Source organism: Microcoleus sp. Pol12B5, from assembly GCF_036701335.1.
Lineage (GTDB): Bacteria > Cyanobacteriota > Cyanobacteriia > Cyanobacteriales > Microcoleaceae > Microcoleus.
This window is the reverse complement of record NZ_JAUBQQ010000007.1, coordinates 23,260-45,981: the sequence shown is the minus strand read 5'-3', so window position 1 is coordinate 45,981 and position 22,722 is coordinate 23,260. Positions and strand designations below refer to the sequence as shown.

The following is a 22,722-nucleotide window of genomic DNA, read 5'->3' as shown; positions in this document are numbered from 1 at the left end:
CAATGAAACCAACAGGACTTACGCTGCATTCCTTCTCTTATTCTACTATCTATAGTAGTAAGGTGCTTTATGCGCACACTACAAGTATAGTTTGTGGGTAAGTCCTCACAATTTATATTACCTCAAAATTCATTGTTTTTTTAGGCATCAAATTGTTACAATTGTTTATCAGACCAATCTTCTTGGTAAATTTTATCGGGATTAAGTTTGAGGTGGGGGTTACAAGTGAGAAACTCTTCAATGTCGTATTTGATTGTGTTGCAAATAGCATCAAGAGGCAAGTCGTTGGTATCATAACCAAACGGGTTTTCTATTTCCAGACCAATTTCTTCAATGCCAAGTAACGTAAAACTAATCAAACTAACAAACAAGCCTGTCCCCCAGCCCAAATCTTTAACTAGCTGGAAAGGCAATAACAGGCAGTAAATTAATAGTAGTTGCTTGAGATGAATGGAATAAGCTAGGGGGAGGGGCGTTCTTAAAATGCGTTCGCAGTGTCCTAAAGACTCCATCATACTCTTCAGAGTAGCTTGCAGAAAAACTACATGACCGTAATGTAAGACAGCGTTACCACGTTGATACTGCTGTTGTAGATAATCTCCTATCCAAAAGACTATTTGTAGCGGTGGATTATTGATTGTCTTTAGCTGCAAATACTGAGATCGAGACATCAATTCTTCTAATTCGCTATTTACAGGTTCTGACCTAAGATACAATTTACAGGCCACAGGTAAAGCAGCTACTATGCGAATGACTCCAATTCTTTTGGCTCGATCTTCTGGTTCAATATCGTTCATCATTGCCCCAATTTGCCAAACCATGTTACGGGCGTCGTTGACTAAATTTCCCCATAATCTACGACCTTCCCAAAACCTTTCGTAAGCGGTATTAGTACGAAAAACCAGTAATAAGCCTAAGACAATGCTGGGAATAATACTTCCCAAAATAGGTTGAGATACAGGGAGTTTGAAATAGTAAAGTACAGACACAAAAAAACTAAACAGACCAAACCCAATAACTCGTTGATAAATGGCTAAAATAACTGAGCCTCTGAACTGAAAAGCAAGTTTAAACCAGTTTTTAGTTTTTGTTTTCATTCTTAATTGAATAATTGATCTTTGGCATCGGGCATTTGGATCGGCAATGATAGAGCGCTGCCAGCTATGATGTGCCAATAGGGAACAATCGCATCATGAATACTGGGGTAAGTGCAATTTGCAAACAAGATTGCTTATTCGTTGACTTCCTCCGAGTGGAGCCTTGAAATCGATACTTCAGTTGGCAACACAGGTAGTGATCGCGCTCCCTTATCCCTGGGAAAGTGCAACGTCAACTTATCACTTTACAAGCTATTTCCAAAGTTGGCTTATAACTTCCGAGGTATGTTCTAAATTCCAGATGCAGGGTATCTATACCCTCTTTTTCCAGTAGTGATAAGATGGCTAAATTCAATTCGTGACAAGCGTCAAAGTATAAATCCAGATTGTTATTAAAGGCTCGAATATTTATGACTCGAGCATTCTGTTCAAGTCTGTCTAGCCAAACAAAACACCTTTCATGTAAGGAATTAATAGAGGTAGGTACTTTCTGAATTGCCTCGCAAATTATCGCAGTTTTTTCTGCAGAAACACTGTCAATTTTGAGACTCAAATTAATGCCAAATGATTTTTCTGACGCTGGATTTTGCGACCAATTCTCGACAATTCCCGTAATCATTTTGGAATTAGGTATCTTTTTGATAGAATCCCATTTTGCTAGACGAAGCTTTGTAGTTCTGATGCCAATCTCTAAAACTTGAACACTACCATCTATTCCCTCCACCATCACCCAGTCACCAGGTCGATATAGATTATCTGTATAAATAATGATGGTACAAAACCAGTCATAAATAATGTCTTTAACCAACAAACCGAACGTGATTCCCGCTCCACCTAATAGACCAATGAGCGCACTTGCAGATGCTCCTAACAACAACTCGCTAGCCTTTAACACTACAACAGCGAGTGCCACCGTCTGAAACAGACGAGGCACGTAGGGTACGAGCAAGTCGTCTAGTTCGGTTTTGGTGTTCAGCGTCAGTTTTCTCAGTATCTCTCCCAACAGTGGAGAGGCGCGGTAAACAATATATGCAACCGTAACAATAGCGCTCAGACTGAGAATCTTAGCTAGCGTCTCGCTTACTTGAGGCTTGATATTCTCTACCAAAATCACCTGCACTATCCAAAGTCCAGCGATGAAAATTAGCCACCCTGATGGTTGCTCTAGAATCTCAACTAACTCATCGTCCAGTGTGGTCTCCGTTCCGTTAGTAAGAAGCTTGATTCTCTTGATGGCAATCGAAAAGAACAATCCTCTCAACAGTTGTGTGAGCGTGATAATAATGACGACTAGAACTATTTTAGTCAGCGGTATGTGTGCAACAGTTATGTGTGAATCAAGTAGCTTTTCCTTAATTTGTTTCCAAATGATTTCCATCTAACTAAAAACCTCCATTACTTAAACACAGAAGAAATATTTTTTTGGCTTTTAACTTTCCAAAGGGGTAACTTTGTCGCTTCCTTGGCTAGACTTTGCCAGGTATATGCCTGCCAAAACTACAGAAAACGCCAACCAGTTTAGAGGACTTAACTGTTCCGAAAAGATTATCCAAGCAAGTATGGCAGTAATCACTGGATCTAGCAACAGGAAGACGGCAACGAAGCCAGAAGAAAATCCTTTGAGGTTATAAGCCTGAAGGCTTTGACCCAAAACTTGGCAGACCAAGGCTTGGGCAATTATTGCCAACCACCCAGCCCAAGAAGAGGGAAAAAATACATCTTCCGTTAGCAAAACGATGGGGAAAGTTAATACTGCCCCGAAAAAGGAACACCACAAAAGTATCGTTGTCGCTGAAAACTTGGCTCGAAGTTTTTCTACAGTCAGCAGATTGGCGGCAGAAAAGACTGCAGATAGGATGGCAAGTGAGTCACCTGTAAAATTATCACTCCCTATATGCAAATCACCTAGTCCAATTAAGATTGATCCGGTGATGGCGACTACCATGCCAATGAGGAATCTGCCATCAAAAGATTGACTGAGAAATAGCCATCCTATCAGCGTGGTGAAAAGGGGGGTTACGTTATGTAATAGATTAGAGTTTGCCACACTGGTCTGAGTTAGAGACCAAGCCCAACTGATTAAGGTGCTTGAGAAAAAAACACTCATTGCCAGCAACAAGACTAGATCGATGCTGGTGTAATGTTGCTTTTGGAGGAAGGAGTCGTGGGAGTGTCTTTCGCTCAATGTCTTGAACAGATTCCCTAATCCTAAGATCACAGTACCTACCCAGAAGCGATTGAATATCGTCGCAACCGGACCGAGTTCCCGTTCGCTCAATCTGATGAAGATGGCGGCAAAGGATAAGGCAAGGATCGCCAGAAATAATGAAGTTAGTCCGATACTCTCTTGGGGTTCCTGCGTGATCGCACCTGGTCTCTGCTCTATCTGTTGCTGTGGTGGTTTCAGTTCAATTGTCATCTTCACCCTTCAAAGTAGTAATTGCGCCAAGCAAAAGGTGGCGCAAGCTAATAGCATTACTCTTGCATTCCCGCATACAGCAGCCGGACAAATAAGCGCACACCATCATCATTTTTTAAAGTTGAATAGGAAGGAGCTTCACTGTTACCGATCGCACGCAAATCGGAGAGCAGTTCTGGATGGAACTGGCAAGTAAACGAGCGTCTAATTTTCTTAGTTTCAAAGTCTTTGTAGTTGATGCAGGTAGCCGAACATTCCGTAAGTATGGTGCCATCCGCTGCTGTAGAACAGAGGATTTCCAGGGAATCGGGCAGTTGTATCAGCCATGACATAGCGCTTCCAGCGATGATGTGCCGATAGGGAACAATAGCGTCATGAATACTGCGGTAAGCCCAGTTTGCAAACAATATTGCTTCTTCGTTGACTTCATCCGAATGAAACATCGAAATTGATACTTCACGCTCGTATTGAATCGTTGTGTCAATCACACCTTCATGTGCATCAGCCGTTACATCGTGGGCATGAATGAGTTCCCAAGGAATACCCAAGGCATCGCCGTCGGGAGACTGATAAGGCAACAACACGCAATCGCCTACTTCTTTTAATTCATTGAGCGTCACGGCAAAATGCTCGTCATTCCAGCCATTCGCAACAACTCGTCCATCACGCTTTTTGACTGGCAATGTCTTGCCCATTGCTTCGATGCGCTGGCAGACTTCTTGCAACGATCGCAGTGCTTTATTCTCCTTATCGCGTTCTAAAGATGTCATATTGAGGACTTGTTTGACTGCACGACGGATGAGCCGTATATGACATTCAGCAGCTAACTGGTGTCCCACACAAATGAATATTGCGGGGGCACTGGTGGGCGATCGCGAAATCAGCAATTTTTCCACTAATGCAAACATATCCTCTCGCGGACAGGCCGGACTTGTCCAAGTGGAGGCATCGTATGTCGATGGATCGCCGCCTTCGACTACCACTGCATAACCAGAGTTAATTGCGGGAACAACTATTTCTGGATCGAGGACTCCTGTTGACCAAACAGGTAGTAATACTGAGTCCATATCGGCGACTTTCTGAGCAATGTAGGCGACATTTTTGGAAGCCCGAACATCTTCGCCCTTAGCGTTAACGCCTACGTGTTCCCAAGGTTCGATAATAGTAATACAGTTGCGTAACAAATTGGGATGCAACAGTAGAAACTCCAAGTCTGACTGTGAATTAATCACTTTTTCTAAAGGCTTGGCGTGTCCCCACTCAAAAATGCCATCGCTAGCAAATAGTTGTTTTTCTACCAACGGGTCTTCTGAGGTTCTGTCGGCTAAGAAACGACCTAACAAAATATGTGCTGATTCAAAATCCGATCGACCTTCATGCAAGTAGCCAGGAGTTAGTCGCCAATCGGCTGTGGTGGTTTGATTATTGTTAAGTTTGATAGCTTCTACCATTTGATATCTACAATTTATAATCCTAAAATAATAAGTTGATTAGTTTGATTATGTCTTTATCCCATGTTCTTGGGATTTTAACCAGGATTTCAATTCTTTTCCAAAATTGAAGTTTCAGACTTTTAAGTCACAGGAGTTAACGACCACAGCACTCTGCTACGAAAGCAAGGTCTTGAACCATGCTGAGTATAGTCTGAGCCAAACTCCTCGGAGTGTAGTAACACTCACTAATTGCTCAGGAGCGATCGCACAACTGACAACATGAAGACTACCCAAATCTTCAATGAATCGGGGGCAAAATTTTAGATAAAAAAAGCCCAGCTCGCTGTCGCCCTCCCAAACCAACATATTCGGGAGATGGGCTGCTGCTTAAGGATGAGTTTAGGGGATCGATCGCCCATCAAACTAATAAGTTTTGTGCAAAACCCGGCCTGTACTTCGAGAATTATCACTTTTGCACCTACATGACAGCCAAAAAGATTATGCTAGAATCCATCAATACGCAGTCGTAGGTTGGGCACGGGCCGAGAAGAGCAATCTTCTTGCAGTCTAGGGGAGGTTGTAGGTCAGCCACCATTTGGGTCTTCCCAGTTGAAAGCCACCCTGCAACATGAGCCTGGAATCTGCAACCGCAGCCGAGTGCGGCAGATAGGTTGGGAGTGTCGCGCTAGAATAAGCAGTACGAGTTAACACTCGAACACAAACGCTCGTCGTGCGAGCGTGACCTCGAAACGGGCACATAGCAGCAGGTGATGGGAATAAATCATGTTTGAACGCTTCACAGAAAAAGCAATAAAAGTAATCATGTTGGCCCAGGAAGAAGCTCGCCGCCTGGGTCACAACTTCGTAGGGACAGAACAGATCCTCCTGGGTCTGATCGGTGAAGGAACCGGGGTTGCAGCTAAAGTCCTCAAATCAATGGGGGTCAACCTCAAAGACGCTCGGATTGAAGTGGAAAAAATCATCGGGCGCGGTTCCGGCTTCGTAGCAGTAGAAATTCCGTTCACCCCCCGCGCCAAGCGGGTTCTAGAACTATCCCTAGAAGAAGCTCGCCAACTCGGACACAACTATATAGGTACTGAACACCTGCTGCTCGGCCTGATCCGCGAAGGTGAAGGAGTAGCGGCCAGAGTCTTAGAAAACCTGGGAGTAGACTTGTCGAAAGTCCGCACCCAAGTGATTCGGATGCTGGGAGAAACCGCAGAAGTCGCAGCCACTGGCGGCGGCGCTCGCACCAAAACCCCAACCCTCGATGAATTTGGAGCCAACCTCACTCAAATGGCGGTCGATGGCAAACTAGACCCAGTAGTCGGACGCCAAAAAGAAATTGAACGGGTAATTCAAATCCTCGGTCGCCGCACCAAAAATAACCCGGTGCTCATCGGGGAACCCGGAGTCGGCAAAACCGCGATCGCCGAAGGCCTGGCCCAGCGCATCGCTAACAACGACATCCCAGATATCCTCGAAGACAAGCGCGTCGTCACCCTCGACATCGGCTTGCTGGTTGCCGGTACGAAATACCGGGGCGAATTTGAAGAACGCCTCAAAAAAATCATGGACGAAATCCGGACGGCGGGTAACGTGATTTTGGTGATTGACGAAGTGCACACTTTGATCGGTGCAGGTGCGGCGGAAGGGGCGATCGACGCAGCGAACATCCTCAAGCCGGCTCTGGCAAGAGGCGAACTCCAATGTATCGGCGCTACGACCCTCGACGAGTACCGCAAGCACATCGAGCGCGATGCAGCCCTAGAACGGCGCTTCCAGCCCGTCATGGTCGGCGAACCCACCGTTGACGAGACGATCGAGATTCTCTTCGGTCTGCGAGAACGCTACGAACAGCACCACAAGCTGAAAATCTTGGACACGGCCCTGGAAGCCGCAGCCAAACTCTCTCACCGATACATCTCCGATCGCTTCCTCCCAGACAAAGCAATTGACTTGGTAGACGAAGCTGGTTCTAGAGTCCGCTTGATCAACTCCCAACTGCCCCCCGCAGCTAAAGAACTTGACAAAGAACTCCGCCAAGTCCTCAAAGATAAAGACGAAGCGGTGCGTTCTCAAGACTTTGACAAAGCCGGCGAATTGCGCGATCGGGAAATGACCATCAAAGCCGAAATTCGCGCTATTTCCCAAGCCAAAAAAACCGACTCGGCCCGCACCGGCGAAACCGACCCATCGCCAGTAGTCACCGAAGAAGATATCGCTCAAATCGTGGCAAGCTGGACGGGAGTCCCGGTCAACAAACTGACCGAATCCGAATCCGAAAAGCTACTGCACATGGAAGATACCTTGCACCAGCGCTTGATCGGCCAGGAAGAAGCAGTGAAAGCCGTTTCCCGCGCCATCCGTCGCGCTCGCGTTGGCTTGAAAAATCCCAATCGCCCGATCGCCAGTTTCATCTTCTCCGGGCCTACCGGCGTCGGCAAAACCGAACTCACCAAAGCCCTAGCCGGCTACTTCTTCGGTTCCGAAGATGCGATGATTCGGCTGGATATGTCGGAGTACATGGAACGGCACACCGTCTCCAAACTCATCGGTTCCCCTCCGGGCTACGTCGGCTACAACGAAGGCGGCCAACTCACAGAAGCAGTCCGCCGCCGTCCTTACACCGTCGTGCTGTTCGACGAAATCGAAAAAGCCCACCCCGATGTCTTCAATATGCTGTTGCAAATATTGGAAGACGGCCGCTTAACAGATGCCAAAGGTCGCACCGTAGACTTCAAAAATACGCTGCTGATTATGACCTCAAACATCGGTTCTAAGGTGATTGAAAAAGGCGGCGGCGGTCTCGGTTTCGAGTTCAGCGACAACCAAGCCGATGCTAATTACAACCGCATTCGTTCTTTGGTTAACGAAGAACTCAAAAACTACTTCCGCCCCGAATTCCTCAACCGACTCGACGAAATTATCGTCTTCCGCCAGTTGAACAAGGAAGAAGTCAAGGAAATTGCGGTCATCATGCTCAAAGAAGTGTTCGGTCGTTTGACAGAACAGGGCATCACCCTGGAAGTGACCGAAAAATTCAAAGAACGCTTGGTAGAAGAAGGCTACAACCCCAGCTACGGAGCTCGACCCCTGCGCCGCGCCATTATGCGCTTGCTGGAAGACAGCTTGGCTGAGGAAATCCTTTCTGGCCGCATCAAAGACGGCGACACCGCTGTTGTGGATGTGGGCGAGGACGGAATTGTTAAGGTGCTGCAAGGTCAAAAGCGGGAATTGCTCCCCCAAGGCGCTGAGTAAGTTTGAGTAAGTGCGATCGCGAGTTAAGTTGGGAAATAACCAATCTCGCGATCGCAAAAAACTCAAAAACCTCACATAAAAAAGGTAGAGAATTTAAATTCTCTGCCTTTTTTATGAGTTAATATCAAGAGTAGACTTATTGCATAAATCTTTGATTGATAGGGAAACCGTAGATGCAACGCAGAAGCATTTGTAGATTTTTTGCCAATGCCTGCACTTCAAGTCTAGTAATTAACAGCAACCTTCTTCAAGGTAAGCTAATCAGCATTTAAATTGTATATTTGGGGCGGGTTCGCGTGCCCAAATCGCTCATTGTTGAATTATTTATTGAGATGCAATTTAAATGCTGATGAGCTTAATCAGATAATTAGTGGCAACTATATAGCGAGGATTTTCATGACATCTGAAAAAAAGAATTTGGGTACAGAAGTAGCAGAAAATCCGCCTGAAAGCTGGTGGCAAAAAGCGTGGAAGTCGCAGCGAGAAAATCTTCAGATAGTGATTATTGCTTTGAGCTTAGCCATAGTGATTCGAGCCTTGGTCGCCGAACCGCGCTACATACCCTCAGATTCTATGGTACCCACTTTGCACGTGGGCGATCGCGTCGTAGTCGAAAAAATCTCCTACTACCTCGAACCTCCAAAAACTGGCGACATCGTAGTCTTTACTCCCCCGGAAAAGTTGCAAGAACAAGGCTTTACCCAAGACCAAGCATTCATCAAGCGGGTAATTGGCTTACCTGGTCAAACCGTCGCCGTTAAAAAAGGTTTAGTTTATCTCAACGACCAACCCCTCCTCGAAAAATATATTGCCGAACCTCCTAAATACCAGTGGGGGCCTTATCGTGTCCCAGAAAATGAATACTTTGTGATGGGAGACAACCGTAACAACAGCAACGACTCCAGCAGGTGGGGATTTTTACCTAAGCAGAATATCATCGGCCGCGCTGTAGTGCGGTTTTGGCCTCTAGAACGCATCGGGGAAGTTTGAAGTCAGTTGACTGTTGACAGTTGACTGTTGACAGTTGACTGTTGTTATCGCAAGCCCAATGCCCAATGCCCCATTCCCATGCCTTATGCTGTACGGAAATTTCTACTTATTCTTGCGCCTTAAGGGGTAGGGACTTCCTCCGGAAACTGATAAAATACTAGAAAAAGCAGCGGGATTTCTCGCCTAGATCAAAATTAGTAGAATATTAAAAAATTAGGAAAGCTATGGGATTTTTTGATTCAGAAATTGTTCAGCAAGAAGCCAAACTGTTGTTTGAAGACTATCAATCTCTCATCAAACTAGGTGGCAATTACGGCAAATTCGATCGCGAAGGCAAGAAAATGTTCATCGCTCAGATGGAATCTATGATGGAGCGCTACCGTATTTTTATGAAGCGCTTTGAGCTTTCTGAGGACTTCATGGCTCAGATGACTGTAGAGCAGTTAAAAACACAGCTCAATCAATTTGGCATCACGCCCCAGCAGATGTTTGAGCAAATGAACTCAACGCTGGAGCGGATGAAATCTGAGCTGGAAAAACAATCCTAGTGTCAGAATGAAGAAGGAAAGTCGGCAACGGATTCGCTCGACGGATGTAACGGATGTCAGGAAGAAGGAAGAAGGAAGAAGGAAGAAAAAGAAAGTATTCCCAATGCCCAATGCCCAATGCCCAATGCCCAATTACTAATGACTGATAATTAAGGCCGCTCAAAAGATGAAGCAGGTTTGAAACTTTCTGCGGGAACACCTTCCAAAGCTTGGCTCATAAAATCACGCCAAACAGGGGCGACAATAGTACCACCAGTAGCACCGTAGCTCATCGGTCTATAATTGTCGTTGCCCATCCAAACAGCCACCGACAACTGCGGCACGTAACCCACAAACCAGATATCCCGTTCTGAGGAAGTTGTACCAGTTTTCCCAGCAGCCGGCCGCCCAAGTTGAGCCGCCCTTGCCGTTCCGCTGCTAATTACTCCTTGCAGGGCGCTGTTGACAGATGCGGCCGCCCAGGAGTTGAGAACTAATTTGGGTTTGGGGGTATTGTCGAGCAATACGTTGCCGCTGCTGTCAGTAACTTGCACGATAAATGTGGTGTCAGAATGCCAGCCGTTGTTCGCGAAGGTAGCAAAAGCTCCGGCCATTTCTAAAGGAGTGAGGTCAACGGCACCCAAGGGCAAAGAAATCACCGGTTCCATCGGACTTCTGATGCCGAGTACGCGGCAAATCTCAATCACTTTATTCAATCCGACTTCTTGGCCAAGCTTGACAGCGGGAATGTTGAGAGATACTTCCAAAGCTCTGCGGATGCTGACTGCACCGGAGAAGCCGCCGCCGTAGTTTTGAGGGTAGTAATAGCCGTCGCCGTCGCGGTAGCCGACAGGGGAGTCGTAGACAACTGAATCGGGGCTGTATTTGCCGCTAGCAAAGGCAGCGTAGTAGATAAAAGGTTTAAAAGAAGATCCGGGCTGGCGACGTGCTTGAATGGCGCGGTTGAACTGACTCTTTTCGTAATCGACGCCGCCCACCATTGCTTTGACGAAGTGGGTGCGTGGATCGACGGCGGCTAGGGCAATTTGACCTTCCTCGCGATCGTAAAACAGCCCTTGGTAGTAAAGCCGATTGTGCCACGCTTTGACGGTTTCTTCGGCTATGCGCTGCATTTTGAGGTCGATCGTGGTTTGAACGCGCATTCCTCCCTTAACCACGGCATCTCGCCCGAAACGCCTCGTCAGTTCCTGGACTACGGCTTGTGTTACGTAAGGAACTTGAGAGCCACCAAAAGAGGTAATTTTGCCTAGCTTAATTTTTTCCTGGCGGGCAGCAGTCTCTTGGGCGGGCGTAATCCATTTAAGATCCTTCATGCGGCCTAAAACGATTGTTTGCCGCTCTTTTGCCAACTTGTAATTGACGAAAGGACTGTATTCTTCGGGGGCAGAAATTAAGCCGGCCAGCATCGCTGCTTCTGAAAGAGTCAAATTACTTGCTGACTTGTTGAAATAGCTTCGAGAGGCTGTCTCTACGCCATACAAGTTGTGACCTAAGTAGATTTGATTCAGGTATAGTTGCAGAATTTGGTCTTTGTTGAGAATTTGCTCCAAGCGGATAGACATTACCGCTTCAGCTACCTTGCGACTAAATTTTGACTGGGGAGAAAGAAACAGGTTCTTGACTAGCTGCATAGTCATAGTCGAGCCCCCTTCAACGGTTCTACCTTTCTCTAGGTTGACTAGAAGAGCTCGGGCTATCCCGCCTGGGTTGATGCCTTTGTGGGTGAAAAAGTTGCTATCTTCGATCGCCAGAACAGCTCGTTTCAGGTTCGGAGAGATTTGGTCAAGGGGTACGACATCCCGGTTGGCTTCATCGTGGATGCTGGCTAGCGGCTTGCCGTTGATGTCGTAAATGTGGGTAGTTTCTGTGGGAGAGTAGGTTTGCAAGATCCGAACATCTGGCAAATTGCGGAAGCTGATCGCTAAGCCAACCAGTCCACCAGCGACTACGGAACTGGCAAGCATTGTCATGCTGAGTATGGTTCCGGCAGTCACTTTACTGACTGACTGAACAAACTCGAATACGGGGGCTGAGTTTTCCGTGTTATTGCGGACTGCGTTGGTTGACACGTGGATTTCACTTCCTCACTCGATTTGGGGTTTAAGACTTTTAATTTTAGATGCGAACCCTAGAGACTGTCAGTCGATTTTAGATTTTAGATTTTAGATTTATTCCACAGATGAATCTGGGAGTTTGAACAAGAGTCTAAAATTTGGGGATCTCCACGACTGTTGTCGGGGGCTGGTATCCGTTTTTGGGCGGGGTCAGCTAATGAAAGCCGGTCAGCTTTCGGATTATAGTAGCGTGATAGTTATGTTTTTATGCGTCAACCAGTGAGTGTAACTAATTCTGCTGCACTTTGGCAAAATATGATGGACGATCGCTCCCCGATGATAACTCCTAACCTTTCAGCGCTTTACCGCGGCGTCAGCGAGATTTTTCCAGATCGACCTGATTCTAGCAACCCTGACGAAAATTTAGCCCAACTGCTGGCAAAAGTCGATCGACCTTTGCGAGTCAAACTGGGAATCGACGCCACAGGGGCCGACATTCACTTGGGACACAGCATTTGCTTCCGCAAGCTGCGAGCTTTTCAGGATGCTGGTCACACAGCGGTACTGGTCATCGGAGATTTTACCGCAAGAATTGGCGATCCGACAGGAAAGTCCGAGATGCGAAGCCAGTTGACGGCCGAACAAGTGGCGGAAAATGCCAAGACTTATTTAGACCAAGTGCGTCCGATTCTAGATTTTGAGACGCCCGGACGTTTGGAAATTCGCTATAACTCCGAGTGGTTGTCAAAATTGGACATGGCGAAGATTTTGGAACTGCTAGGCACGATGACGGTGCAGCAGATGCTCGCTAAAGAGGGATTTGATAACAGGATGCAGCAGGAAAATGCGATTTATCTGCATGAGTTTCTGTATCCACTAATGCAGGGTTACGACTCGGTGGCTTTGGAAGCTGATCTTGAGTTGGGGGGAACTGACCAAAAGTTTAATATTGCGGTGGGGAGAGATTTGCAGCGGCATTTTGGGATGAAACCGCAGTTTGGTTTGCTGATGCCGATTTTGATCGGGACTGACGGGGTGCAGAAGATGTCGAAGTCTTTGAACAATTATGTGGGTTTGTCGGAAGACCCGCTGACGATGTATTCTAAGTTGGAGAAAATTGCTGATAGTTCGATCGCGCAATATTTTGAACTATTGACAGATTTGCCACTTAATGAATTGCCCGAAAATCCGCGAGAAAAACAGAAACTTTTGGCTGTGGATGTGGTGCGCCAGTATCGCGGTTCGGAGGCGGCGGAACGCGCACAACAAGATGCAATTGTGCTGGTTAAAGGTGCTGCGGGACAAGCTGATGCTGTGGCAGAGTTTTCTTTGGCAAGTGTGCAGTTTCCGGCTAAGTTGTTCTATATTCTCAGTGCTAGCGGGCTTTGTAAAAGCAGCGGTGATGCGCGGAAGTTGATGCAGGGGGGCGGGGTGAAGTTGGAGGGCGATCGGGTTTCTGATGTTAATCTTACTTTTGAATCACCGGCTGATTTATGCGGTAAGGTTTTGCAGGTTGGGAAGAATAAGTTTGTGCGATTGGTGTCTTGAATCTCTTTTTTAACCGCAGATGAATACTGAAGATGAACGCTGATGAACGCTGATAATCGAATTATTGTTGCTTTGGATGTTTCGAGTCAAGAAGAGGCGATCGCACTTCTGGACAAACTGCCGCAAGTATCTTTCTGGAAAGTGGGTTTGGAACTGTTTGTGAGTTCCGGGCCGGGGATTTTGGAGATTTTAAAACAGCGGGAAAAGCGGATTTTTCTCGATTTGAAGTTTCACGATATCCCGAATACTGTGGCTGGTGCTTGTCGGGCTGCTGCTAAGTATAATGTGGATTTATTGACTATCCATTCTACTTGTGGTAAAGATGCTTTGAAAGCGGCACAGTTGGCTTTGACTGAAGGGGCGGCGGCTGTGGATCAACCGAGTCCTAAGTTGATTGCAATTACTCTGTTGACGAGTTTGAATTCGCGACAGTTGGCTTTTGAGTTAAAAATACCTTTGGAGTTGCCGGAATATGCTTTGCACATGGCATTGTTGGCTAAGGAAACGGGTTTAGCTGGTGCTGTTTGTTCTCCGCAAGAGGTGGAACAGTTAAGAATGAGTTGCGGGGATGATTTTCTGTTAGTTTGCCCTGGTGTGCGTCCGAAATGGGCCGATGGAGGCGATCAAAAACGATCGATGACTCCAAAGGCTGCTTTAAAAGCTGGTGCGGATTATCTGGTGATTGGGCGACCAATTACTGCTGCGGAGGATCCGGTGGCGGCTTTTGCGCGTATTTGTGAAGAGATTGAATAACAATATGAAGGTTTTTTAAAGCGCAGGTAAATACAGATGAACACAGATAAAATTTCATCAGCGTTTATCTGTGTTTATCTGCTAATATCTACAGTGGGATATCCGACTCTGGCGGTTGATCTTGCGACCGATGATGCTAACAGTCTAAATGGAAATCGGTATAGTTTATTAGCCAGATCGCCCTGTCCCGCTGATTTAGAAACTTTGGTCGATCGCCTGTTGCAAGATTTGCCAAGTTATGCTAATCGCGTCATTGTGCGATCGCACTTTTCTCCTAACAAAAACACACCATCCGGTTACGCGCTGCCTCAAATAATTTTAGCCGGCCGCCCGGAGTTTGAACCGTTACCTTTAACTTTTGAAGATGCACTTCCTGAAAATGCCATTCAAGTTTTCATTACTACTTTGGAACGGCAGTATCGCGCGGAAAAACCAGTCGAGATTGAACAATATCATTGGTTATTTTTCACTAAAACCAAGAACGGCTGGGAGTTAGTAAAAATTGTTTCTAGGTATGGTACGGTGGCGGAAGTGCGTCCTTTATTCGGACAGGATAGTGAAAGCGAAATTGCTGAGGCTATTCGTTTGTGGTTGCGCGATTGTCAGGCAAAAAATAAGTTGTCTCGCAACTAAATTGTATTTTTTGGGCGGGCGAGACACCCAACCCCTACTCCCCACATGAAATAATTTTTATTGTGGAACAGGCGTCTTGCGTGTTCCTGACAGAAAATAATTTTATTGTGGAACAGACCTCTTCCGGTTGGTTGTTGGTTGAGGTCTGATTAACAGTCTGGATTGGAGCCGCTTCATGTCTTTTGTTAGTTCTAACCATTGGGTTGGAGTGCCGATGGTTGTAGGACTTATACCTGTGTCATTTCTTGTAGCTCTTTTTTTAATAACACCTTTTTTTATAATATCTAGTATAATGTCCGTTGTTAATAAATCACGAGGTGGAAATAGATAAGTTGGAAATTCAGAAGATTTTTGACCTTCTAAATTAGGAAATATTCAATTCTAAATCAAAGGATAACCCGTCAAAAGTACATTGTGACCTAAGAATGTATCTTCATGGTGCTCAGTATTTCAGCGTTTCCTTGACTCCGAGTTTGCTTGGCTCAAAGACAGAGATCATTCGACAGAATTTATGGAATACTGTGTAATACTCTTCCCCCCTATCAAGATCGTGCCAAAATCTTTGGCTGTGCATTGCTTCTCTTGCATAATAGCCAAATGTGTACAGTGCAATTTCCTTTTTCATTATACCAGACATAATCATAAAGTAAATCTCTTCCAAAAAGCAGATAAATACCTCTTTTTCCTGTTTTGTGACTAATATGCTGCTAGAGCTATCATGTAAAAGCTCACAGACTTTCTGGATTGACTCGTTCTCATCGAATCTTTTGCTCATCTCATGAAACTTCTCATATCTACTTATCCTATTGAGTTCTACGAACTCAAGAATGCCTTTCACAAAAGCTAGGATTCCTATTAGTCCACCAATAGCTTCAATAAAGTTTGTCATGATTATATATCAAGCGGGAAGAGATGATAATTATTCCCTATTATACTGATGATCGGCTGAGCGGCAAAAAAGTCATGGTGGGGTTCACAGTATTTATACTTATAGCAAAAGTAACACGCTCCCCATCTTGCGGGCGGGCGAGACGCCCCACTCGTACCCCCCACATGAAATAATTTTATTGTGGAACAGGCATCTTGCCTGTTCCTGACAGAGGTCTCAGAAAATCCACGAATTTTCGGTTGAGGGATTTACCGTGGGGGGTGGGTTTACGAGATTATCTGTTTTAGGCAATTATTGTTCGTGAAACCCGTCCAGACAAAGCACAAACAAAAAATTATTACAATTGCTCTTTGAATTCGTCTAGTTTAGCCTTGATAGCCTGCATATCTTGCCACATAAACCATTTCGGAGTCTCCGGTTCACGGGAGGGATTTCGCAACAAGTATGATGGGTGAAAAATTGGCATACACAAACGATTTTCCCAGTCAATCCATTGACCTCTAATTTTACTTATCGGCCGCTTGTCGCTTAGCAAAGCTTTGAGGGCTGTTGCACCGGTTAATAAAATAATTTTGGGGTCTAAGATGCGAATTTGTTCGAGCAAGTAAGGTTTGCAAGCTTCGATTTCTTTTGCTGTCGGAGGGCGGTTGTTGGGAGGGCGACATTTGATGACGTTGGCAATGAATACGTCGGTTTCTGCACTCAGTCCCACGGATTCTAAAATCTTATCTAACAGTTTGCCCGATCGCCCGACGAAGGGCAATCCGGTTTCATCTTCGTTTTGTCCGGGCGCTTCTCCCACAATCAAAATTGAGGCTTGAGGATTGCCGCGCCCGATGACGGCGTGAGTGCGGCTGTTGCCCAATTCGCAGCGGTGACAGCGGTTGCAGTGCTCGCCGATTTGTTCCATATTTTGATAAGTGCCGGGAGGAATGGGAATTTTGGCATTTGCTGGTATTGAGTCAGTTTGGAAAGTGGCACTTTGATTGTTGTCAAAAAGGCTCAGTTGCAAGTCGCTGGACATAAATTTTACAATTAGGGAGATTTTTTTGAGTCTAGAGTTTATAGTTTAGATCGGGTTTGGTGATTTGAGTTTGGCTAGAAGCTTGTATGGGATGCTGTCGATCGCACAATCTCAAATTAATACTCGCAAGTCTCACATTATTTCGTTGAGCTCGTACAGGCAAAAATATGTTCTCTAACCCGTTTTTTGACGATCGCGCCGATGCAGGCGAAAAACTGGCCGAGGCAGTTGTGGACGAGTTCGGCAAGTTGAGTTTAATGACACAGAAGGCGGTGAAACCGATTGTTTACGCCTTGCCGCGCGGGGGTTTGCCCGTTGCTGTGCCGATTGCGCGCCGCTTGGGCTGTCCTTTGGATGTGGTTGTTGCGAAGAAAATTACTCGCCCCGATAATTTAGAATTGGCGATCGGGGCTGCAACTGCTGATGGTCACGTCCTCTGGGAAAAGCAAAAGCAGCACAATCTACGCTTGCAAAAATCAGCACTGCCCCTGGCTCAAAATAATGCTCAATCTCTGCTGGCAGATTTGTCTCCTGGACGCCCAAATATCAGCGCGGCTGGGGCTTTGGCGATTTTGGTAGATGACGGCATTGCTACGGGGATGACGATGGCTGTGGCGGCTAAGGCTTTGGAGTCGCAGCAACCGCTGGCTTTGTGGATTTGCGCGCCTGTCGCCCCCGCAGATTTGATGGGATTTTTGGCCCAGATGGGCGATAAGTTGATCGTTCTGGAGACTCCTCACCCTTTTTACAGTGTCAGTCGCTTTTACGGGCAATTTCCGCAGGTTGAGACGGCGGAGGCTTTAAGGTGTTTGCAGCAACAAACTGAATGGCGATCGTAGGTTAAGCTAGAAGGCTAAATCTAAAAGCTCGATCGCTAACACATGAGACCTTGGCAATATTGGTTGGACACTTTGATTCTGTCTACTCAGCACAATCCGCCTCGCTTTGTTGAGTTGGTGATGTTGACTTTGGCGATGATGTTGCTGGGGCTGTGGAGTGTAACATTGCAGTGGCAGTATTTAACGTTGTCTTTGAGTTATATAATTGGTTCGTCTTTTTCAATTTTGGTGCGGGAATCCATCGGCCCACGGCCTCAATTTCAGCTAACTCATCTGACAGCGTTGCTGTTATTAATCATCAGTTTTTATAGTTTTGCTGAACTGATTAGGTAGTTAAGGCCGTTTTGAGTTGTAGAGGCGGGTTTGACAATGTGATTGCGAAGGTGGTGAAGCAATTGCATAACTTATATAGCAATCCTCAGCGGGTTGTGAACTAGATGTTTTTTTGAACTAACCGCGAAGAGGCGAAGGAAGAGAAGATCGAGAGTTCATCAATAATTAGCCATCATCCTATATTCTCATTAGATTGATGTAAAATTATGCGGTTCCCGGCAGGATCAAAGGCATAGATTTCTAGACCGTGAGAAGCTTTGATAATTTCTCCACTGGGCGGATAACCTAAAGCCCAAATTCGGGCGATCGCAGTTTCGATATCGCTGACTTCCAGACACAAACTCATGCCTGTTTTTGCTCGATTTGCAAATTCCGATTTGTGGGAATCTTTGGGTTTGAATATGCCGAGTCTTAAGCCTGGGAGTTGAAACTCAGCATAAGTATTGGGAATATAAGGGTTTGGTTCTATGTCGAGAAATTTTGTGTAAAATTTAACGAGAACTTCTTTATCAAGGTCTGCTAAAGTCACTAGGGCGGCGCTGTATTGGAAACTCATATAAATTGGTAATGGGGAATTTGTAAGGGAAAATTGATAATATTATAACTTTCTATCTATTTAAAATCCTCCAATTCGTCCGACTATTTGAATTTTACCTTGTCGATCACTTTTGAGAATAACAGCTTCGCCACTTTGCGGTACAATATCAGTGATCGCGGTAATATTTACTTGATGAGTTACCATAATAATCGCGCCTTTTGTGTTGCGGTTGTCAACAATTAATTTGCGAATAGTCGCTGTTTGTCTGGCTTCTTTGCTGCTGTCCCTAAAGAACGAGCTCAGCGCTGGAAACGGTTCGACTTTGCCTAAATTTATCAATTTGGCTGTTTCCAAACACCTACACCACTGACTCGATAAAACTCTGGCAACTTTGATGTTGCGGTTGCGAAATTCTGCTCCAATTTGGTTGGCTTGGGTTCTTCCCTGTGCTGATAAATTCCGCTGGGTGGAACAGTCACCCAACTTAAAGTTAGCAGGATCTCCCGTGCCTGGGGCGATCGCGTGTCGCATTGCTACCACCAACCCTGTCTCACCCCGCTGCAACAATTGCCACCCTGCTTGAGTTTGCGCGTTGGTTGCTGCGTCAGAACTTGCAGTTGCAATCATTAAGCCGATCGACAATACTAAAGCTAGCGACCGGAAAAACCATTTCCAGTTAAGGTAAATCCGTGCAGCCATTGGTACAGAAGTTAGGAATTAACTTATCATATTATAATACAACAAATATTGCTCTATGGAACTCACCAATTTTATTGCTCTGTCTGTCATTGTTGCCCTCGTGCTGGGGATTGGGTTTGGAACAATGACTTGGGCTTACTTCGGCAAGGGCAGCATTTCTGTACTCTTTAAAGAACCAATTTTAACTTACCCAGAATTTCCCGATACCGACAGCGGCAGCAAAGCTTCCGTTTATTTTCAACAAGGAATTGAGGCTTATCAGTCGGGAAAGTACCGCAAAGCCAAAGATAAATTTACCAGCGCTGTAGAACAAGTTTCAACTTTGGCAGAAGCTTACCACAATCGCGCCTTGGCTTGTGCAAATTTGCGATCGGATGACGAGGCTGTTGCAGATTTGATCCGTGCCAGCGAATTATACCAACAGCAGGAGGCTGGATTTGCGATCGACACAATTAAACAAAATCTGGCCGCATTGAAGCAGCGCAAATTAGAACGAGAAAAACAAAAAGCAGTAGCGAGATAAATTATTATTTTCTGCCCGTGGAACTAAACCCAAACCTAGAGCTTTGGTCTTAAAAACCCGGTTTCTTTAAGGCCTTAAAGAAACCGGGTTAGTTTACAGAAATTTTATTAAAGTTGAACATCAAGATTTAACGTTGTCCCTAACAGTTAAACTTTTCTAGCATCTTCTATTTTGTCAATTTTAGAAATCAACATTTCTCGGCTAGATGCCACAACTCGATAATTAGTAATTGGATCGTAAGCTTCCCACTCTTGAGTCACTTCGCTGTCTTGCCAAAAAAACCATTCCCGGTAAATTTCGCCGTCATCAATGTCGCCGCACAAGGGAAGCCAATCATCTCCTCCCAAGCTCTCAAAATCTCCTCCTACTAAGTCAATCCAAGCTGCAAAGATACAAGAGTCAATAGCATTATTATTAACAGTGACTGCGTTAGAGTGAAGAGAAGTTTCGGGAAAACAAAGTGTGGATTTCATAAGCTGTACCTGAATGTTATGTTATTAATTTATAAAAAAATCCTCTACGGCAGTGACAGCAGAATGCCACTATCCTAACCTCCACAGTTCCCACCTCGAAAAACCTTGACACCCAAAGCGCTCAAATGCCTCTGCTGTATGACTTGAGACCGCTTTGAGTCAAGTGGCTACAGAGGCTAAATTGAGCCACTTTGCCAACTGGCATAGAAGAAAGCCCAATCGACCAAATATTGCTGGCGAGGGCGATAGCGCATTAAGGAGCAAAGACAGCCTGACTGGCAATTGTATACTGGGTAAGTTGGCGAGTTTCCGTACAGTTTTTGTGATAAAATTAGCAGTAACCGGACTTTCGTACCGACAGCCTGGTCTTGTCAAAAGCTTTCCAACGAGCTTTCCAACGGTGGTGCGATCGCCAGTTTTGATTTATTGTTAATTTTGCCAAGTCCCGATCGACTGTTAGGGAAAAAAAATTATGCAAGCAACCAACCAAGAAGGAATTATCAATCTGACAATCCACTATACCAACGGCAAACAGCAACACTTCCAGTTCATTGCGCCAGAGGGAACAGTAGGAGAGCAAGCAACTTTAGGCACTCGCCTACACAAAATGTTGACAGCAGACCCGATAATTCTCGAATTGGCAGATAAACTGGTAGTTATCCCAGTTCACAACATACAAAGTATGGAAATATCGCCGGTTCCTCCCAAATTGCCAGAGGGGGTCATTCACCCAATGCGAGAAATCAAGAAATAAGGTGTTCTGCATTTGAATTCAACTGAAAATGCGAACAGGATGCTCAACATACGCAAAGTTTTAGTAAACAGAAAGGTACAAAATTAAGGCAGGAAAAATTATTACAGCTAACAGATTTAAATTACAAAAAACTTTTGCTTGCAGTGAAATTAGTTACGAAAAAAAAGGCAATTGTCGATAACAGCCAACCGTTATAGCATCACTAATTCAATCTAAAATCGTTCTCCTATAGCGCTCGCGCCGAAGTCTAAAATCTAAAATCTAAAATCTAAAATAGTATGACGTTATATCTCACATGAGTGAGGGGAATAATTGCAGGTTTTACAGACTTTAACTTACCGAAAAAATGCTAGAACTCCACTGTCACACTACTTATTCCGACGGCACTCTCACCCCTGCCGAACTCGTAGCCGCCGCCGCGTCTTCGGGGGTTCGCGCCTTGGCTGTCACGGATCACGATACCATGTCGGGTTGGGATGAAGCCTTCGCTGCTGCTGCTTTGCACGGTATCGAAATAGTCCCCGGACTCGAACTCAGCACCGTTCACAACGGCCGATCGCTGCACATTTTAGGTTTTTATCCCGATGCAAATAAGTTGCGAGTTCCTTTGAACGATCGCCTGGAAGGAAGGTTTCGCCGATCGCAGGAAATGGTCGAAAAATTAGCAGCAATGGGATACGCGATCAAACTGCCAAAAACATCCCCAGGAATGGCACCGGGACGGCCTCACATTGCCTCTGCACTTGTAAAAGCGGGTCACGCGAAATCATCGCGGGAAGCATTCGATCGCTGGCTGGGAGATGACGGCCCGGCTTATGTTCATTACGAGAAATTCTCGATCGTCGAAGGCATTGATTTACTGAAAAGTTGCGGCGCAGTACCGGTGTGGGCTCACCCTTATTTATTTCGCGGCGGCGGTGTTGAGGAAGTTTTACAAGAATTAGTAGATGCGGGTTTAATGGGAGTTGAAGTATACCATCCCACCCACAGTTCTAGCCAAATCCAAAAGTTGAAAGATTTGTGTCTTCATTACGGTTTGCTGGCCACTGGTGGCAGCGATTATCACGGCCCCGATCCGGAAAGGAAAGCAGCAGATAGCACCCAATTGAATATGCTGCATTTGCCGTTAGAATTGCTCGAACCGATTAAAGTTGCTGCGGCGAGTTTGAAATAGTTTTTTAGGACGAATTTTGCACCATTCTCAATTAGGCTTTTATGAACAGGCAAGATGCCTGTTCCACAAGAAAATTTATATTTTGTGGAACGAGCATCTTGCCCGTTCTGGAGAATGGTGCAACATCTCAGTTATGACGAATTTTGCCGACGTATTCAGTGGTAAAAAAAAAGGAATCCTTCGCTTTTTGAGTGAGTAATTTGCACTAAGTAAGTCATCAGAAGAAGACCGAGGTCAAGCAGAATATAAATTAATATGAAGTTAAAGGCAATTGCAGGCGAGTTGATTTTACAATGTTACTAAAGCAACTTGCCAAACGGAGCTTATTATGAGTACAGAAGACAGAGCTAAGGCGATCGGCAAAAATTTAGAAGGCAAAGCTCAGGAAATTTTCGGTAATATTACGGGCAACAGAAAAGACCAGGTTGAAGGTAAAGCCAAACAAGCCGAAGCCTCCGCCCGCCACGCAGCAGAAGATGCAAAAAATGCGGTGAAAAATCTGGCAGATAAAGCCAAAAAGTCGATCGACAAATTGTAGAAACTGCGTTATACCAAATCCTGGCTAATAGAATTCGCTTCATATCAAATCCTTTGGTATCAATAGGGTTTGATATGATTTATTTTTGGAATGTGCATAAACTGGGTGACTCCTGCGACATCTCTTCAAAAGCGCAGTGGAGAAGTCCCTACGATTGTTAATTTTACACCGGATTAATTTCGTAGTAAGGACTTCAGTCCTT

Annotated in this window: 23 protein-coding genes; 13 read left to right on the top strand and 10 right to left on the bottom strand. The window is 45.4% G+C overall.

Annotated elements, in window-relative coordinates; translation table 11 throughout:
* Positions 1-155: 155 nt before the first annotated feature.
* From QUA24_RS06130 to QUA24_RS06115, 4 genes are all read right to left on the bottom strand, one after another.
* Complete coding sequence (locus QUA24_RS06130; RefSeq protein ID WP_333228059.1) at positions 156-1,097, bottom strand: bestrophin family ion channel; 942 nt, start codon at positions 1,095-1,097, stop codon at positions 156-158.
* A gap of 232 nt (positions 1,098-1,329) precedes the next feature.
* The gene (locus tag QUA24_RS06125) at positions 1,330-2,475 is read right to left on the bottom strand and encodes a mechanosensitive ion channel domain-containing protein (RefSeq protein ID WP_333228057.1); all 1,146 of its coding nucleotides are present in this window, start codon (positions 2,473-2,475) and stop codon (positions 1,330-1,332) included.
* Positions 2,476-2,526: 51 nt separating this feature from the next.
* Positions 2,527-3,516 (bottom strand): DMT family transporter, encoded by a 990-nt coding sequence (locus QUA24_RS06120; protein ID WP_333228055.1) that lies wholly within the window; start codon positions 3,514-3,516, stop codon positions 2,527-2,529.
* Between the two features lie 56 nt (positions 3,517-3,572).
* Complete coding sequence (locus QUA24_RS06115) at positions 3,573-4,967, bottom strand: hypothetical protein (RefSeq protein ID WP_333228053.1); 1,395 nt, start codon at positions 4,965-4,967, stop codon at positions 3,573-3,575.
* Positions 4,968-5,732: 765 nt separating this feature from the next.
* Here QUA24_RS06115 and QUA24_RS06110 point away from each other — a divergent pair.
* The 4 genes from QUA24_RS06110 (at position 5,733) to QUA24_RS06095 (ending at position 9,887) form a co-directional block, all read left to right on the top strand.
* Positions 5,733-8,210: an ATP-dependent Clp protease ATP-binding subunit gene (locus tag QUA24_RS06110; protein WP_190733781.1), complete on the top strand. Its 2,478-nt coding sequence runs from the start codon at positions 5,733-5,735 to the stop codon at positions 8,208-8,210.
* Between the two features lie 396 nt (positions 8,211-8,606).
* Positions 8,607-9,200 (top strand): signal peptidase I, encoded by a 594-nt coding sequence (lepB, locus tag QUA24_RS06105; RefSeq protein ID WP_333228051.1) that lies wholly within the window; start codon positions 8,607-8,609, stop codon positions 9,198-9,200.
* A 224-nt stretch (positions 9,201-9,424) separates the two neighbouring features.
* Positions 9,425-9,748: a DUF1825 family protein gene (locus tag QUA24_RS06100; RefSeq protein WP_006632589.1), complete on the top strand. Its 324-nt coding sequence runs from the start codon at positions 9,425-9,427 to the stop codon at positions 9,746-9,748.
* A gap of 7 nt (positions 9,749-9,755) precedes the next feature.
* Positions 9,756-9,887, top strand: a complete 132-nt coding sequence (locus QUA24_RS06095) for a hypothetical protein (protein WP_333228049.1) — start codon at positions 9,756-9,758, stop codon at positions 9,885-9,887.
* Positions 9,888-9,897: 10 nt separating this feature from the next.
* On the opposite strand, the gene QUA24_RS06090 is transcribed toward QUA24_RS06095, so the two are convergent.
* Entirely contained in the window at positions 9,898-11,817 is a 1,920-nt protein-coding gene (locus QUA24_RS06090; RefSeq protein ID WP_333228047.1) for a transglycosylase domain-containing protein, read from the bottom strand.
* 300 nt (positions 11,818-12,117) lie between these two features.
* Between QUA24_RS06090 and tyrS the strand changes: the two genes are divergently transcribed.
* The 3 genes from tyrS to QUA24_RS06075 are packed head-to-tail and all read left to right on the top strand — an operon-like array spanning position 12,118 to position 14,736.
* Positions 12,118-13,350 (top strand): tyrosine--tRNA ligase, encoded by a 1,233-nt coding sequence (tyrS, locus tag QUA24_RS06085; protein WP_333228211.1) that lies wholly within the window; start codon positions 12,118-12,120, stop codon positions 13,348-13,350.
* 42 nt (positions 13,351-13,392) lie between these two features.
* Positions 13,393-14,103 (top strand): orotidine-5'-phosphate decarboxylase, encoded by a 711-nt coding sequence (pyrF, locus tag QUA24_RS06080; RefSeq protein WP_333228045.1) that lies wholly within the window; start codon positions 13,393-13,395, stop codon positions 14,101-14,103.
* A 36-nt stretch (positions 14,104-14,139) separates the two neighbouring features.
* The gene (locus QUA24_RS06075; protein WP_333228042.1) at positions 14,140-14,736 is read left to right on the top strand and encodes a hypothetical protein; all 597 of its coding nucleotides are present in this window, start codon (positions 14,140-14,142) and stop codon (positions 14,734-14,736) included.
* 442 nt (positions 14,737-15,178) lie between these two features.
* Here the strand turns inward: QUA24_RS06075 and QUA24_RS06070 are convergent, their stop codons facing one another.
* Together QUA24_RS06070 and QUA24_RS06065 are read right to left on the bottom strand one after the other, a co-directional pair.
* Entirely contained in the window at positions 15,179-15,625 is a 447-nt protein-coding gene (locus QUA24_RS06070; protein ID WP_333228040.1) for a hypothetical protein, read from the bottom strand.
* Positions 15,626-15,962: 337 nt separating this feature from the next.
* A complete protein-coding gene (locus QUA24_RS06065; protein ID WP_333228038.1) occupies positions 15,963-16,649 on the bottom strand; it encodes a uracil-DNA glycosylase in 687 nt (228 codons plus the stop codon).
* 167 nt (positions 16,650-16,816) lie between these two features.
* Between QUA24_RS06065 and QUA24_RS06060 the strand changes: the two genes are divergently transcribed.
* Together QUA24_RS06060 and QUA24_RS06055 are read left to right on the top strand one after the other, a co-directional pair.
* Positions 16,817-17,488, top strand: a complete 672-nt coding sequence (locus QUA24_RS06060) for a phosphoribosyltransferase family protein (RefSeq protein WP_333062723.1) — start codon at positions 16,817-16,819, stop codon at positions 17,486-17,488.
* Positions 17,489-17,530: 42 nt separating this feature from the next.
* On the top strand, positions 17,531-17,821 hold the full coding sequence (locus QUA24_RS06055; RefSeq protein ID WP_333164903.1) for a hypothetical protein: 291 nt from the start codon (positions 17,531-17,533) through the stop codon (positions 17,819-17,821).
* Between the two features lie 172 nt (positions 17,822-17,993).
* Here the strand turns inward: QUA24_RS06055 and QUA24_RS06050 are convergent, their stop codons facing one another.
* Positions 17,994-18,377, bottom strand: a complete 384-nt coding sequence (locus QUA24_RS06050) for a VOC family protein (RefSeq protein WP_333164900.1) — start codon at positions 18,375-18,377, stop codon at positions 17,994-17,996.
* 60 nt (positions 18,378-18,437) lie between these two features.
* Positions 18,438-19,058, bottom strand: coding sequence for a histidine phosphatase family protein (locus QUA24_RS06045; protein ID WP_333228036.1), 621 nt, complete (start codon positions 19,056-19,058; stop codon positions 18,438-18,440).
* A 55-nt stretch (positions 19,059-19,113) separates the two neighbouring features.
* On the opposite strand from QUA24_RS06045, the gene QUA24_RS06040 reads away from it, so the two are divergent.
* A complete protein-coding gene (locus QUA24_RS06040) occupies positions 19,114-19,581 on the top strand; it encodes a hypothetical protein (protein ID WP_333164894.1) in 468 nt (155 codons plus the stop codon).
* A gap of 146 nt (positions 19,582-19,727) precedes the next feature.
* On the opposite strand, the gene QUA24_RS06035 is transcribed toward QUA24_RS06040, so the two are convergent.
* Positions 19,728-20,054, bottom strand: coding sequence for a hypothetical protein (locus QUA24_RS06035; RefSeq protein WP_333228034.1), 327 nt, complete (start codon positions 20,052-20,054; stop codon positions 19,728-19,730).
* A 472-nt stretch (positions 20,055-20,526) separates the two neighbouring features.
* Here QUA24_RS06035 and QUA24_RS06030 point away from each other — a divergent pair, with 472 nt between their 5' ends.
* The 3 genes from QUA24_RS06030 (at position 20,527) to QUA24_RS06020 (ending at position 22,520) form a co-directional block, all read left to right on the top strand.
* On the top strand, positions 20,527-20,808 hold the full coding sequence (locus tag QUA24_RS06030; protein ID WP_333164886.1) for a hypothetical protein: 282 nt from the start codon (positions 20,527-20,529) through the stop codon (positions 20,806-20,808).
* Between the two features lie 346 nt (positions 20,809-21,154).
* Positions 21,155-21,982: a PHP domain-containing protein gene (locus QUA24_RS06025; protein ID WP_333228032.1), complete on the top strand. Its 828-nt coding sequence runs from the start codon at positions 21,155-21,157 to the stop codon at positions 21,980-21,982.
* Between the two features lie 328 nt (positions 21,983-22,310).
* Complete coding sequence (locus tag QUA24_RS06020; RefSeq protein WP_333164882.1) at positions 22,311-22,520, top strand: CsbD family protein; 210 nt, start codon at positions 22,311-22,313, stop codon at positions 22,518-22,520.
* Positions 22,521-22,722 lie beyond the last annotated feature (202 nt).